Annotated in this window: 14 protein-coding genes; 9 read left to right on the forward strand and 5 right to left on the reverse strand. The window is 72.1% G+C overall.

Going from position 1 to position 13,047, the window contains the following annotated elements:
• Window positions 1–55: 55 nt before the first annotated feature.
• From ACFWI4_RS40275 to ACFWI4_RS40295, 5 genes are all read right to left on the reverse strand, one after another.
• Window positions 56–691, reverse strand: a complete 636-nt coding sequence (locus ACFWI4_RS40275) for a cytochrome b/b6 domain-containing protein (protein ID WP_385405403.1) — start codon at window positions 689–691, stop codon at window positions 56–58.
• Window positions 675–1,364: a molybdopterin-dependent oxidoreductase gene (locus ACFWI4_RS40280; protein ID WP_387206571.1), complete on the reverse strand. Its 690-nt coding sequence runs from the start codon at window positions 1,362–1,364 to the stop codon at window positions 675–677. Before ACFWI4_RS40280 ends, ACFWI4_RS40275 begins: the two co-directional genes overlap by 17 nt.
• A 417-nt stretch (window positions 1,365–1,781) precedes the next feature.
• Window positions 1,782–3,347 carry an APC family permease gene (locus ACFWI4_RS40285; RefSeq protein ID WP_385405400.1) on the reverse strand — a complete coding sequence of 522 codons (1,566 nt, stop codon included), beginning with the start codon at window positions 3,345–3,347 and terminating at the stop codon, window positions 1,782–1,784.
• Between the two features lie 39 nt (window positions 3,348–3,386).
• Window positions 3,387–4,337 carry a hypothetical protein gene (locus tag ACFWI4_RS40290; protein ID WP_387206554.1) on the reverse strand — a complete coding sequence of 317 codons (951 nt, stop codon included), beginning with the start codon at window positions 4,335–4,337 and terminating at the stop codon, window positions 3,387–3,389.
• Window positions 4,338–4,608: 271 nt separating this feature from the next.
• A complete protein-coding gene (locus ACFWI4_RS40295) occupies window positions 4,609–6,264 on the reverse strand; it encodes an FAD-binding dehydrogenase (protein WP_387206556.1) in 1,656 nt (551 codons plus the stop codon).
• Window positions 6,265–6,566: 302 nt separating this feature from the next.
• On the opposite strand from ACFWI4_RS40295, the gene ACFWI4_RS40300 reads away from it, so the two are divergent.
• From ACFWI4_RS40300 to ACFWI4_RS40340, 9 genes are all read left to right on the forward strand, one after another.
• On the forward strand, window positions 6,567–7,460 hold the full coding sequence (locus ACFWI4_RS40300) for a DMT family transporter (RefSeq protein ID WP_385405393.1): 894 nt from the start codon (window positions 6,567–6,569) through the stop codon (window positions 7,458–7,460).
• 119 nt (window positions 7,461–7,579) lie between these two features.
• On the forward strand, window positions 7,580–8,095 hold the full coding sequence (locus ACFWI4_RS40305) for an NUDIX hydrolase (protein ID WP_387206573.1): 516 nt from the start codon (window positions 7,580–7,582) through the stop codon (window positions 8,093–8,095).
• Between the two features lie 77 nt (window positions 8,096–8,172).
• Window positions 8,173–8,565, forward strand: a complete 393-nt coding sequence (locus tag ACFWI4_RS40310; RefSeq protein ID WP_385405390.1) for a YidH family protein — start codon at window positions 8,173–8,175, stop codon at window positions 8,563–8,565.
• Window positions 8,562–8,891, forward strand: coding sequence for a DUF202 domain-containing protein (locus ACFWI4_RS40315; protein WP_387206558.1), 330 nt, complete (start codon window positions 8,562–8,564; stop codon window positions 8,889–8,891). The genes ACFWI4_RS40310 and ACFWI4_RS40315 overlap by 4 nt, the downstream gene beginning before the upstream one ends.
• Window positions 8,892–8,990: 99 nt before the next feature.
• Window positions 8,991–9,332: an ArsR/SmtB family transcription factor gene (locus ACFWI4_RS40320; protein ID WP_387206560.1), complete on the forward strand. Its 342-nt coding sequence runs from the start codon at window positions 8,991–8,993 to the stop codon at window positions 9,330–9,332.
• Between the two features lie 3 nt (window positions 9,333–9,335).
• Window positions 9,336–9,842: an SRPBCC family protein gene (locus tag ACFWI4_RS40325; protein ID WP_387206562.1), complete on the forward strand. Its 507-nt coding sequence runs from the start codon at window positions 9,336–9,338 to the stop codon at window positions 9,840–9,842.
• Window positions 9,842–10,510 (forward strand): dihydrofolate reductase family protein, encoded by a 669-nt coding sequence (locus tag ACFWI4_RS40330; protein WP_387206564.1) that lies wholly within the window; start codon window positions 9,842–9,844, stop codon window positions 10,508–10,510. The genes ACFWI4_RS40325 and ACFWI4_RS40330 overlap by 1 nt, the downstream gene beginning before the upstream one ends.
• A 125-nt stretch (window positions 10,511–10,635) precedes the next feature.
• Window positions 10,636–11,658 (forward strand): phosphotransferase family protein, encoded by a 1,023-nt coding sequence (locus tag ACFWI4_RS40335; RefSeq protein WP_387206566.1) that lies wholly within the window; start codon window positions 10,636–10,638, stop codon window positions 11,656–11,658.
• Window positions 11,659–11,664: 6 nt separating this feature from the next.
• Complete coding sequence (locus tag ACFWI4_RS40340) at window positions 11,665–12,879, forward strand: acyl-CoA dehydrogenase family protein (RefSeq protein WP_387206568.1); 1,215 nt, start codon at window positions 11,665–11,667, stop codon at window positions 12,877–12,879.
• Window positions 12,880–13,047: the final 168 nt, after the last annotated feature.

Raw genomic sequence — 13,047 nt, forward strand, 5'->3', positions numbered from 1 at the left:
GGCGAGAACCTGTACCGGTTCTCGCCACGGCCCGTTCGCCGTCGTCAGCGCGTCGTCACGGCCGCCACAGCGGGTGTTCGCGCTCCGCCCACCGGCGGCTCACCGATCCCGTGCGCAGTCCCCGCCGGGCCTCCGGGTCGCCCAGCGCCATGCCGATGTGGCCCGCGAGCACGATGCCGACGGTCAGGGCCAGCCAGTCGTGGACGAAGGTCGCCGAGGTGCGCCACATCAGCGGGGTGAGATGGGTGAACCACATCAGCAGACCGGTGCCCATCATCACCAGCGTGGCCCCGGCGATCCAGGCCGCGTAGACCTTCTGCCCGGCGTTGAACTTGCCCGCCGGACGGGACCGCGGGTCCTTGTCGCGGCGCAGGACCGCCCGCAGCCACACCCGGTCGTGCGGGCCGAAGCGGTTCAGGAAGCCCAGGTCCCGGCGGAACGCGCGGGAGGCGAGGCCGGCGAGGACCGGCAGCGGGAGCATCACACCGGCGATCTCGTGGACCCGTACGACGAGTTCGCGGCGGCCGACGAGTTCGGCGAACTGGGGGATGTAGAGGCAGGCCGCGGTGGCCACGCACAGGCCCATCAGCGCGGCGGCGACGCGGTGCACCCAGTGCTCGGCGCGGGTGAAGCGGCGTACGTGGGACGAGGGCGCGGCGACGGCCGGCGTCTCGTCAGCTCGTGGGTTCATCGTCGCGTCCGTTCGAACGGCCGACCCAGGCGTCGACGTCGTACCCCCGGTCCTCCCAGTACCCGGGACGGACGTCCTGGGTGACCGTGATGCCGGAGAGCCACTTGGCGGATTTGTAGAAGTACATCGGGGCCACGTAGAGCCTGACCGGGCCGCCGTGGTTGTGGCCGACGGGCTTGTCCTGCATGCGCAGGGCCACCAGGACGTCGGGGCGGTAGGCCTGGCGCAGGCTGAGGCTCTCCGTGTACGTCCCGTCGAAGCAGGTGAACCGGACGGCCCCGGCCGTGCCGCGCACTCCGGCGGCGTCGAGGAGCTGCGACAGGCGTACGCCCTCGAAGGGGGTGCTCGGCACCCGCCAGCCGGTGACGCACTGGACGTCGTGCACCAGCCGGGTCTGGGGCAGGGCGCGCAGGTCCGCGAGGGTGTAGGTGGCGGGGTGGTCGACCAGGCCGTCGACGGTGAGCCGGTAGTCCGTCTCGTTCTTGTGGGGGACGGAGGCGGCCACCGAGTAGTAGCGGAATCCGCCGCCGTTGGGCAGGAGTCCCGTCAGGCCCGTGGGGTCGCGCTGGGAGGCGCCGGCGAGGAAGGCGTCCGTCGCGCGCTGGAGGGTGGGCGCGGCCAGGACACCGAGGGCGCCGAGTCCGAGCGTGCCGAGCAGGACACGGCGGCCGATGGGCCTGCCGCGTTCCCTGGCCGCCTCGTGCTCCTCGCCGCCGTCCTCCCGGGACTCCGGAGGCGTCCGCGGCTCAGGACGCTCCCCGGGCTCGGGTCCTTCTCGGTCCCGGGGCTCCAGCGGCTCCGGGGTCTCCTGGCGCTCCAGCGGCTCCGGACCCTCCTGGCGCCCCCCGCGTTCCTGCGGCCCCCGGCGTTCCTCGTCCTCCGGGCGTTCCTCGTCCTCCGGTTCCCGGGGCTGCGGTCGCTCCGGGTCCCGTTCCGGTTCCGGTTCCCCGGGCCTATCAGTGTTCACCCCTTGATTCGAGCACCCGCGACCCCCAAAAAGCCAGCGGTCGCGGGTGCTCGTCAGCGTTCCGTCATTTCTTCTTACCCACGGGCCGGGAGCAAGGGCCCCGAAGGGGACGACGGGTCCGCGTCAGGAGGCGGAATCGGCCGCCTTGTCCAACTGGAACGCCTCGTTGCCGAGTCCGATCCGGGCGTGCGCCTCGGGCTTGCGGGAGCGCAGCACCAGACCCTGGACGAGACCGACGACCAGCGCGACCCCGATGACGGCGGGCAGCAGCACGTTCAGGGCCGAGTCGGGACCCGAGCCGACGAGCACGTCGAAGTCCTTGACCGTGTAGACCGCGATGACGAGCAGGGCGAGGCCCGCGACCGCGGAGGTGGCCAGGCGCCAGGACTGGGCGCGGGCGGCGCCGCGGCGGACGAAGAAGACGATGACCGAGAGCGAGGCGGCCGCCATCAGCAGGGTGACGCCGAGCGCGCCGACGTTCCCGCCCCAGGTGAACAGCCGGAGCACGGGCGCGGTCGGGTCTCCGGCCGGCTTGTCGTCGGAGAGGGCGAAACCGCCGACCACGACGAGGGACACGACGGTGTGCAGGAGCGAGCCGGTGCCGGGGGCGCCGCTGGTCTCGGAGGTGCGGCCGAACGCGCTGGGCAGCAGGCCCTCGCGGCCCATGGCGAAGGCGTACCGGGCGACGACGTTGTGGAAGCTGAGCAGCGCGGCGAACATGCCCGTCACGAAGAGCACGTGCAGGACGTCGGTGAACGTGGAGCCGAGCCGTGACTCGGTGAGGAAGAACAGCAGTCCGGCGCTCTGCTTCTGGGACGTGCCGACGATCGCCGAGGGGCCGGTGGCGACGGTGAGCGCCCAGGAGCTGATGGCGAAGAAGACGGCGACGAAGCCGATCGCCAGGAACATCACGCGCGGCACGAGGATGTGCGGGCGGCTGGTCTCCTCGGCGTAGACGGGGGCCTGTTCGAAGCCGGTGAAGGCCGCGATGCAGAAGCACAGCGCGGTGCCGACGCCCGCTCCGGTGAGGGTGTCGGGGTTGAAGGCGTGCAGCGAGAGCCCGGCCTTGGCGGGGTCGCCGACGGCCGCGACGTCGAAGACGACGACGAGGGTGACCTCGATGACCAGCAGCACGCCGAGCACCCAGGCGTTGACGTCGATCTTGAGCCAGGCCAGCGCGCCGACGACGAGCACGGCGGCCAGCGCCGGTATCCACCAGACGAGCTGGGTGTCGAGGTAGGTGGCGAACAGCCCGGAGACCTCGAAGCCGAAGAGGCCGTAGATGCCGACCTGGAGGGCGCTGTAGGCGACGAGGGCGACGGCGGCCGCGCCCGCGCCCGGGGTGCCGCCGAGTCCGCGCGAGATGTACGCGTAGAAGGCGCCCGCGTTGTGGACGTGCCGGCTCATCTCGGCGTACCCGATGCTGAAGAGCACGAGGACGACGCCGAGGATGACGAAGAGCAGCGGCTGTCCGACGATCCCCATCACCGCGAATGTGGTGGGCATGACACCCGCGACCACCATGAGCGGGGCGGTCGCCGCGAGGACGGACAGGAGCAGACCCGCCGTGCCGAGACGGCCGGCGCGCAGGGCCCGGTCCTGCCCCTTGAACGTGCTGATGCCGGCGCCGTCGGCGTCCGGTCTTCCCGTGCTCGACGTACTCGATGTGCTCGAACTGCCCGTCGTCATCGCGGGGTCGTCCTTTCGGATGTCGGTCTTCGGGGGCGTTCACACCGTGCCGAGCACGCGGTCGCGTGCGGCACGGAAGGCTTGGTACCCGTCGCGGTCCGGGTAGGACCACGGAGCCGCGGTCGGGTGCTCCGCGATGCGCAGGAACAGGGCGGCGGCCTCGCCGTCCCGGCCTTCGCAGATCTTGGCGTGGGCCAGGTAGTTGAGGTCGACGAGCCGGCGCGGATGGTCGCCCTGCTGCCACTCCAGCCACCAGTCGAACGCGGCCTTCATCACCTGGCGGGCCCGGCGGCCGGCCCAGTGTCCGGAGGCGACCGGGTCGGGGCCCTCGGTCCCGGCGGCGGCGAGCACCCGGTAGCGCTCGGCGTGCGCGACGACCGGAAGGATCGCGAGCGGCGAGTCGGCGGGCGCCTGCTCGGCCGACCAGTTGGCGAAGTCGTACACCTCGTGCAGCGGGTCCTGGCCCGCCGCGGCGCGGCGCTCGGCGAGCCGGGCGACCATCAGATGGTGCGCGTGGTGGTGGACGGCGTGCCGGTGGCGCACCTCGTCGAAGAGGCGGACCACGTCGTCCTCGGCCCCGAGCGAGCGTTCCAGGAGGAGCAGCCCGAGCCAGGGGGTGGGGTCGTCGGGGGCGCGGTCGGCCGCGCGCCGGCAGGCCTCGCGGGCGCTGTCCGGGCGCTCCTTGCCGTGCAGGGCGCGCTCGACGGTGGCGCAGCCCAGCAGTACGGCCGCGTCGGCGGACTCCGGTTCGGCGAGCTGCCAGTCGCGGACCCAGGCGAGCGTGGCGGGCTCCTGCGCGAGGACGGTGACCCGGTGTCCGCGGCGGTCCCAGTCGTCACCGGTCGCGGCGAGCAGGTCGCGGACGTCGGTCCACCGCCCCTGGTTCAACGAGGTGCGTGCGGCTACGAGTTCGGCGTCGTCGAGGGCGGCGTCGAAGGCCTGGGACGTCCGCTTGCGGCCGCGGCCCAAGGGAGGTGGGGGTGGTGACACCGCTGCTCAACCTCACAGGCGCGGTTCGTCAAAGGGTGATCACGCACAGCAAACCCGGAGCCACGGGTTCAAGTCAAGCTCAGACCAAGTCACTACACGTGTCAACTGCTCTCGTGTACAAGCCAGTTACCTTCACCCGGCGGCACAAAGCCCTGAACAGGCACCTGCTCCGCCCGACTTGGGCGCTTCCGCTTCGGCTGTACGACGACGGGCCGCCGCTGTCCTGATGACAACGGCGGCCCGGATCGCACTACTTGGGCGTCGCCCGCGATCAGCCGACCGCCTCGGCCGCCGCCCGGCCCGCGGTGCGGCCGGAGAAGAGGCAGCCGCCGAGGAAGGTGCCCTCCAGCGAGCGGTACCCGTGGACTCCGCCGCCGCCGAATCCGGCGGCCTCACCGGCGGCGTACACACCCTCCAGCGGGTCGCCGCCCTCGGTCAGCACCCGCGAGGAGAGGTCGGTCTCCAGACCGCCGAGGGTCTTGCGGGTCAGGATGTTCAGGCGCACCGCGATCAGCGGGCCGGCCGCGGGGTCGAGGATGCGGTGCGGGGGCGCGGTGCGGATCAGCTTGTCGCCGAGGTAGTTGCGGGCCCCGCGGACCGCCATGACCTGGAGGTCCTTGGTGAACGGGTTGGCGATCTCGCGGTCGCGCGCGACGATCTCGCGGCGCAGCGCCGCCTCGTCGATGAGCGGCTTCTCGGTGAGCGCGTTCATCCCGCGCACCAGCGCGCCGAGGTCCTTCTCGACGACGAAGTCGACGCCGTTGTCCATGAACGCCTTGACCGGTCCCGGCACGTCCGCGCGGGCCCGTCCGATGACGCCCCTGATGGACTTGCCGGTCAGGTCGGGGTTCTGCTCCGAGCCGGAGAGCGCGAACTCCTTGCCGATGATCTTCTGGTCCAGCACGAACCAGGTGTAGTCGTACCCGGTCCTCATGATGTGTTCGAGGGTGCCGAGGGTGTCGAAGCCCGGGAACAGCGGGACCGGCAGCCGGTTGCCGCGCGCGTCCAGCCACAGGGAGGAGGGGCCCGGCAGGATGCGGATGCCGTGCTTGTCCCAGATGGGGTTCCAGTTCTGGATGCCCTCGGTGTAGTGCCACATGCGGTCGCGGTTGATCAGGCGGGCGCCGGCCCCCTCCGCGATCCCGAGCATGGCCCCGTCGACGTGGGCGGGGACACCGGAGATCATCCGCTCGGGCGGGGTGCCGAGCCGCTCGGGCCAGTTGGCGCGCACGAGGTCGTGGTTGCCGCCGATGCCGCCGGAGGTCACGATCACCGCCTGGGCCCGGAGCTCGAAGGAGCCGGTGACGGCACGGCTGCTGGCCTGGCCGCGCTCGATGCCGGACGGCTCCAGGACCTCACCGGTGACGGTGTCCACGGAGCCCGCGCTGCGCGACAGACCGGTGACCCGGTGCCGGAACCGCAGCTCGACCAGTCCGCGGGCCACGCCCTCCCGTACCCGGCGCTCGAAGGGCGCGACGAGGCCGGGCCCGGTCCCCCAGGTGATGTGGAAGCGCGGCACCGAGTTGCCGTGCCCGTTGGCGTCGTAGCCGCCGCGCTCGGCCCAGCCCACCACCGGGAAGAAGCGCACGCCCTGCCCGTGCAGCCAGGACCGCTTCTCCCCGGCCGCGAAGTCGACGTACGCCTCGGCCCAGCGGCGCGGCCAGTGGTCCTCGGGCCGGTCGAAGCCGGCCGTGCCCATCCAGTCCTGGAGGGCCAGCTCGTGGGTGTCCTTGATCCGCATGCGGCGCTGCTCGGGCGAGTCGACGAAGAAGAGCCCGCCGAAGGACCAGTGCGCCTGGCCTCCGATCGACTGCTCGGGTTCCTGGTCGAGGAGGATCACCCTGCGGCCGGCGTCGACGAGCTCAGCGGTCGCCGCCAGGCCCGCCAGGCCCGCTCCGATGACGATCACATCTGCGTCGTAGGCCATGGGCCCCGTCCTCTCGGCATTCCGACGGGTCCGACCGGGCAGGCGTCACGGGGACGACCTGATGACGTTTGTCACGAACCGATCTGCGGCGTCGCTGGTTGGTGAGACATTGGAGGTGAGGGTCGGCCACGCGGCCGACCAGCACTTGTTACTGATCGGTCCGAATCCTCGGCAAGAAAGGTGACCGAGTCAACCGCCTGGTTCCGGTTACTCCCGGGGCGGGGCCCCGGCCCTTGGCACTACAGTCGGCGGCATACGCACCACTGGCCCGCCCCGACCCCTGACGCATCGAGGTACCCAGCGTGTCGGTACTGGTTCTGGTCCTCTCGGTGAGCGCCGCCTGCTGTCTCGGCTTCGGCTTCGTGCTCCAGCAGAACGCCGCCTCGCACGCGCCGCTGAGCGACTTCCTCTCGCCCCGCATCCTGATCGACCTGATCCGCGTCCCGCGCTGGCTGGGCGGTATCGGGCTCATGGTGTGCGGCATGGTCCTCGGGGCGATCGCGCTGGGCAACGGCGAGGTCTCGCTGGTGGAACCGCTCCTGGCGACCAATCTGCTCTTCGCGCTGGCGCTCTCGCGACATCAGACGAAACAGCCCCTGGGCCGGCAGGGCTGGGCCGGGCTCCTGCTGCTCGCGGGCGGGGTCTCGGCGTTCATCGTGGCCGGACAGCCACAGGGCGGCGAGGCCATCGACGACCCGCTGCGGCACTGGCTGATCATCGGGATCGTGGTCGGACTCGCCCTGCTGCTCACCACCTTCGCGAAACGCTCCCGGCTCAGCGCCGGCCCCGTCCTCCTCGCCACCGCCGCGGGGCTGCTCTACGGCCTCCAGGACGCGCTCACCCGGGTCAGCGGCCAGCGGTTCAGCGCGGGCGGTCTGGGCGAGCTGCTGACCGGCTGGCAGCCGTACGCGGTGCTCGTGCTCGGCGTGACCGGGCTGATCCTCGTCCAGAGCGCCTTCGAGACCGCGCCGCTGCGGATGTCGCTGCCCGCGCTCACCGCCGCCCAGCCGCTCGCCGGGATCGTCTGCGGGGTGGGCTTCCTCGGGGACCAGCTGCGCACGGACGCCGGCGCCCTCGCCTGGCAGGCCGCGGGGCTCGCGGGCATCGTGACGGGGATCATCCTCCTCGGCATGCACCCCGCGATGCCCTCGGGCACCACGGAGCCGGAGCGCTCCCGGGACCTCCAGCCGCACTGAGCGCGCCCCCGCGCTCCCCGGCCGGCGTCTCCGCCGCTCCCGCCCCCGCGCACGCGCCCACCACCCGGACGGCCGTGAGCGCCCCCTGCGCGCGCCGGGAAACTGCTTGGATGGATCCCATGAGCGCCGCCGACGAGATCCTCGACATCGTGGACGAGAACGACGAGATCATCGGGCAGTCCCCGCGCGGGGAGGCGTACGCCCGCGGCCTGCGCCACCGCTGCGTGTTCATCGAGGCACGGGACGCCCGTGGCCGGGTCTTCGTCCACCGCCGCACCCCCACCAAGCTGGTGTTCCCGTCGTTCTACGACATGTTCGTCGGCGGGGTCGTCGGCGCGGGCGAGTCCTACGACGACGCGGCGCTGCGCGAGGCCGAGGAGGAACTCGGCGTCTCCGGGCTCCCCCGGCCCACTCCCCTGTTCAAGTTCCTGTACGACGACGGGGCCGGCGCGAGCTGGTGGTCGGCGGTGTACGAGGTGCGCTGCGAGCTCCCGGTGAACCCGCAGGCCGAGGAGGTCGCCTGGCACGACTTCCTCACCGACGACGAGGTGGAGCGCCGGCTGGACGGCTGGACGTGGGTGCCGGACGGACTGGCGGCCTACGAGCGGCTCACGGACTACCGGGCGATGGACTGACCCCGGGGCAGCCGCGCCGGGCGTCCGGGGCGGCACCGGAGGAGCCCCGTGCCGGGCTCCCCGGTAGGGTCCTGGACGTGATCGAACTCGTGCGCAATGTCCGGTTGTGGTTCGCGCCGCAGGAGATCCGGCACGAGGGCAGCACCCCGGACTACCGGTTCTCCCTCGCCAACGAGCGGACCTTCCTGGCCTGGCTGCGCACCGCGCTCGCGCTCATCGGCGGCGGCTTCGCCGTGGACCAGTTCCTGCCCGACCTGCGCTGGGCCTGGCGGGCGGGCCTCGCCCTGGCGCTGCTGGCGTCGGGCGTGCTCTGCGCGCTGCGCGCCGTGAACCACTGGGTGCGCTGCGAGCGGGCGATGCGGCGCGGCGAGGACCTGCCGGTGTCACGCTTCCCCGCTCTGCTGGGCATCGTCGTCGCGGTCGTCGCGGTCGCGATGGTCGTCGTCGTCCTCGTCGGCTGGGCCGGATGACCACGCCCCCGGCGGAGGAGCGCGACCCGGGCCTCCAGCCGGAGCGCACCCGGCTGGCCTGGCGCCGTACGACCCTGTCCTGCACGGTCGCCGCCGTGCTCGCCGCGAGGGCGGCCCTGCGCGACCGGCACTCGGCCGCCGGGATCATCGCGTTCGCGTTCTGCTGCCTGCTCTGGCTGGCGTTCCTCGCCGTCGCCCACCTCCGCATCCGTGCCCTGGCGGCCGCGGGCCCGGCGGGTCCGCCCGCGCTCCCGCCCCGGCACGCGGCGGCGACGGCACTGTGCACGGTGGCCCTGGCCGCGTGCGCGGCGGCGCTGGTGTTCTAGCGGCCACGATCCGGGGCGTGCGTTCCGGGCCGCGCTCCGGGGGCGTGTGTTCGGGCCGCTCCCCTTGATGTATTCCGATATGGGCATACGATGGCTGCCATGGCACGAGCAGCGACGACCTCGGACGCGTTCAACGCGATAGCGGAGCCCCAGCGCCGGGACATCCTGATGCTGCTGCGGGCGGGCGAGCGACCGGTGACCGAGGTGGCCCAGGAGCTGGGGATGAGCCAGCCGGGGGCGTCCAAGCACCTGCGGGTGCTCCGGGAGGTGGGACTGGTACGGGTGCGCGAGGCGGGCAAACAGCGCCTGTACGGCCTGGACGCCCGCGGGCTGCGGCCGATCCACGAGTGGGTCGGCGGGTTCGAGCGGTTCTGGAACGAGAGCTTCGACCGGCTCGACACCTATGTGCAGGACCTCAAGCAGACACGGCAGGAGGACTGAACGATGGCAGGGGCAGGACAACAGACGCAGACGGAGCCGGCGGCGGCCGACCGGGAGATCGTGATCTCGCGGACCATCGACGCCCCGCGGGAGCTGGTGTTCGAGGCGTTCACCGAGGTCCGGCATCTCTCGCGATGGTGGGGGCCCGAGGGGTTCACCACCACCACGCGGTCCTTCGAGTTCCGCGAGGGCGGGGAGTGGGTCTTCGTGCTGCACGGGCCGGACGGGACCGACTACTCCGAGTGGATCCGCTGGGTGCGGATCGTCCCGCCGGAGCGGATCGACCTGCTGCACGGCGAGCACCGCGACGACCCCGACGCCTTCGCGTCGGCGCTGGTCTTCGAGCGGGACGGCGCGGCGACCCGGATCGAGATGCGCACGCTGTTCCCCACCAGGGAACTGCGCGACGCGGCGGTGGAGAAGTACCACGCGGTCGAGGGCGGGCGGCAGACCCTGGACAGCCTGGCGGCCTACGTCGCCGGCCTCACGCGGAAGGGAGCCGGAAGCTGATGGCCGGCAAGGTGTTCTTCAGCGTGTCCATGTCGCTGGACGGCTTCGTCGCACCCGAGCCCGTCCCCGTCGAGAACGAGCTCTTCTCGCCGGACCGGCAGGACGACCCCGACGTCCGGCGCTGGATGGCGCAGTGGATGGAGCTCCAGCAGTGGATCTTCCCGCAGCGGTTCTTCCGGGAGAACCTGGGACTGGGCGAGGGCGGCGAGGAGGGCGTCGACAACGACATCGCGCGGGAGACGTTCGAGCGCACCGGCGCGAGCGTCATGGGCCGGCGCATGTTCGACCTCGGCGAGCAGTCATGGCCCGAGGACGCGCCCTTCCACACCCCGGTCTTCGTCGTGACGCACGATCGGCGTGACCCGTGGGAGCGGCTCGGTGGCACCACGTTCCACTTCGTCACGGACGGCATCGAGAAGGCCCTCGACGGGGCCCGTGAGGCCGCGGGCGACCGCGACGTCCGTATCGCCGGGGGCGGCACGACGATCCTCCAGTACCTGAACGCCGGCCTGGTCGACGAGTTCTCGGTCACGCTGTCGCCGGTGCTGTTCGGCGCCGGCACCCGGCTGTTCGACGGCGTGGACGCGTCCAGGATCGCGCTGGAGCCGGTCCGTTCGCAGCCGTCGCCGCGGGTGACGCCTCTGACCTACAAGGTGCGCCGGCGGTAGCCGGCCGCCAGCCGCCCGGCCTCCGCGCCGGGGAGATGCCGATCACGTTTCGGTCAGCCGCTGGACGACATACCGACTGGTCGGCATCATGGTCATGCCCCGTTCCCGTGTGCTGAGGAGCAATGATGAGCCCGGACCACCCGCCAGGTCTCGATCTCGACCGGCTGCGCGACCTGCTCGACCGCGAGCGGCCCGGACTCGTGAACGGCCCGCTCACCGGCCGGCTGATCGAGGGCGGGCGGTCGAACCTCACCTACGCGGTCTCCGACGGCACCGGCCGCTGGGTCGTACGCCGGCCCCCGCTCGGCCACGTGCTGGCCACGGCGCACGACATGAAGCGCGAGCACCGCGTGATCAGCGCGCTGCACCCGACGGCCGTGCCGGTCCCCGACCCCGTCCTGCTGTGCGAGGACGAGTCGGTGCTCGGCGCCCCGTTCTACGTCATGGAGTTCGTGGAGGGCACCCCGTACCGCACCGCGGACCAGCTCGCCCCGCTCGGCCCGCAGCGCACCCGCGACGCGGTGCTCGGCCTGGTCGACACCCTGGTCGAACTGCACGCGGTGGACCCGGCCGAGGTCGGACTCGCCGACTTCGGCCGCCCCGAGGGCTTCCTCGACCGGCAACTGCGCCGCTGGGGCAAGCAGTTGGACGCGTCCCGCAACCGCGAGCTGGCCGGCATCGACGAGCTGCACGCCGCCCTGGGCCGCGAACTGCCCGTCTCCCCCGCGCCCACCGTCGTCCACGGCGACTACCGGCTCGACAACGTGCTGATCGGGTCCGACGACCGGATCAGGGCGATCCTGGACTGGGAGATGTCCACGCTCGGCGACCCGCTCACCGACCTCGGGCTGCTGGTCATGTACAGCACGCCGCTGGAGCTGCCCAACTCCCCCATCAGCACGACCGCTTCGGCCGCCGGACACCCCGCGGCCGCCGAGATCGTCGAACGGTACGCCGCGCGCTCGGGGCGCGACGTCTCCGCGGTCTCCTGGTACACGGCCTTCGCCTGGTTCAAGCTCGCCGTGATCCTGGAGGGCATCCACTACCGCTACACCAAGGGCCAGACGGTCGGCGGCGGCTTCGACCGCATCGGCGAGCTGGTCCCCGTCTTCATCGAGCACGGCCTGACCACCCTTCAGGAAGGCTGATCCGCCATGGACTTCGCATTCGACGCGCGCACCGAAGAGCTGCGCGGGAAGCTGCTCGCCTTCATGGACGAGTACGTCTATCCGGCGGAGGCCGTCGCGGAGGAGCAGCGTGCCCTGCTGGCCTCGCCGTGGGACACGCCCGCCGTGGTCGGCGAGCTGAAGGCCGAGGCCCGCAGGCAGGGTCTGTGGAACCTGTTCCTGCCGGACTCCGAGTACGGTGCCGGGCTGACCAACCTCCAGTACGCGCCGCTCGCCGAGATCACCGGCCGCAGCCCGCATCTGGCACCCACCGCGCTGAACTGCGCGGCCCCGGACACCGGGAACATGGAGGTGCTCGCCCAGTTCGGCGACGAGGCGCAGCGCAAGCAGTGGCTGGAGCCGCTGCTTGCCGGGGAGATCCGTTCCGCGTTCGCGATGACGGAGCCGGAGGTCGCCTCCTCCGACGCCACGAACATCACCACGCTGATCGAGCGGGACGGCGACGAGTACGTCGTCACCGGCCGCAAGTGGTACATCTCCGGGGCGATGAACCCCGACTGCAAGATCTTCATCGTGATGGGCAAGACGGACCCGGACGGCCCGGACATCCGGCGCCAGCAGTCGATGATCCTGGTCCCCCGTGACACCCCGGGCGTCGAGGTGCGGCGTGCCATGCAGGTGTACGGCTACGAGGACCACTCCCACGGCGGGCACGCGGAGGTCGTCTTCGACCGTGTCCGGGTGCCGGCGAGCAACCTGATCGGCGAGGAGGGCGGCGGGTTCGCCATCGCGCAGGCGCGGCTCGGTCCCGGCCGGATCCACCACTGCATGCGGCTGATCGGCATGGCCGAGCGGGCCATCGAGCTGATGTGCCGCCGGGCGGTGTCGCGCACGGCGTTCGGCAAGCCGCTGGCGCAGCAGGGGGTCGTGCAGAACTGGATCGCCGACGCCCGGGTGACCGTCGAGCAGTTGCGGCTGCTGGTGCTGAAGACGGCCTGGATGATGGACACGGTGGGCAACAAGGGGGCCCACACCGAGATCCAGGCCATCAAGATCGCCACTCCGCGGGCGGTCGTGGAGATCCTCGACAAGGCGGTGCAGGTGCACGGTGCCGGCGGGGTCAGCCAGGACTTCCCGCTGGCCGAGCTGTGGGCGTCCGCCCGCACCCTGAAGCTGGCCGACGGCCCGGACGAGGTCCACCAGCGTTCGCTGGCGCACCGGGAGATCAAGAAGTACGTGTGACGCCGGTGGGGGCGGAGGGGGAGTTCTTCGCCCCCTCCGCCCCTTCCCGTCCCATCCCTGGGGGCTGCCGCCCCCGGACCCCCGCTTCGGCCTGACGGCCTCGTCCTCAATCGCCGGACGGGCTGGAACTCTCCGGCGAGCGAAATTCAGCCCCTCCGGCGTTTGAGG

Source organism: Streptomyces sp. NPDC127038 (genome assembly GCF_042725875.1).
Lineage (GTDB): Bacteria > Actinomycetota > Actinomycetes > Streptomycetales > Streptomycetaceae > Streptomyces.

Bases quoted from the DNA above. Each gene is read 5' to 3' on its own strand.
- ACFWI4_RS40275 (WP_385405403.1), bottom strand. From the start codon at position 691: ATGAACCCACGAGCTGACGAGACGCCGGCCGTCGCCGCGCCCTCGTCC.
- ACFWI4_RS40285 (WP_385405400.1), bottom strand. From the start codon at position 3,347: ATGACGACGGGCAGTTCGAGCACATCGAGTACGTCGAGCACGGGAAGA.
- ACFWI4_RS40295 (WP_387206556.1), bottom strand. From the start codon at position 6,264: ATGGCCTACGACGCAGATGTGATCGTCATCGGAGCGGGCCTGGCGGGC.
- ACFWI4_RS40305 (WP_387206573.1), top strand. From the start codon at position 7,580: ATGAGCGCCGCCGACGAGATCCTCGACATCGTGGACGAGAACGACGAG.
- ACFWI4_RS40315 (WP_387206558.1), top strand. From the start codon at position 8,562: ATGACCACGCCCCCGGCGGAGGAGCGCGACCCGGGCCTCCAGCCGGAG.
- ACFWI4_RS40320 (WP_387206560.1), top strand. From the start codon at position 8,991: ATGGCACGAGCAGCGACGACCTCGGACGCGTTCAACGCGATAGCGGAG.
- ACFWI4_RS40325 (WP_387206562.1), top strand. From the start codon at position 9,336: ATGGCAGGGGCAGGACAACAGACGCAGACGGAGCCGGCGGCGGCCGAC.
- ACFWI4_RS40330 (WP_387206564.1), top strand. From the start codon at position 9,842: ATGGCCGGCAAGGTGTTCTTCAGCGTGTCCATGTCGCTGGACGGCTTC.
- ACFWI4_RS40335 (WP_387206566.1), top strand. From the start codon at position 10,636: ATGAGCCCGGACCACCCGCCAGGTCTCGATCTCGACCGGCTGCGCGAC.
- ACFWI4_RS40340 (WP_387206568.1), top strand. From the start codon at position 11,665: ATGGACTTCGCATTCGACGCGCGCACCGAAGAGCTGCGCGGGAAGCTG.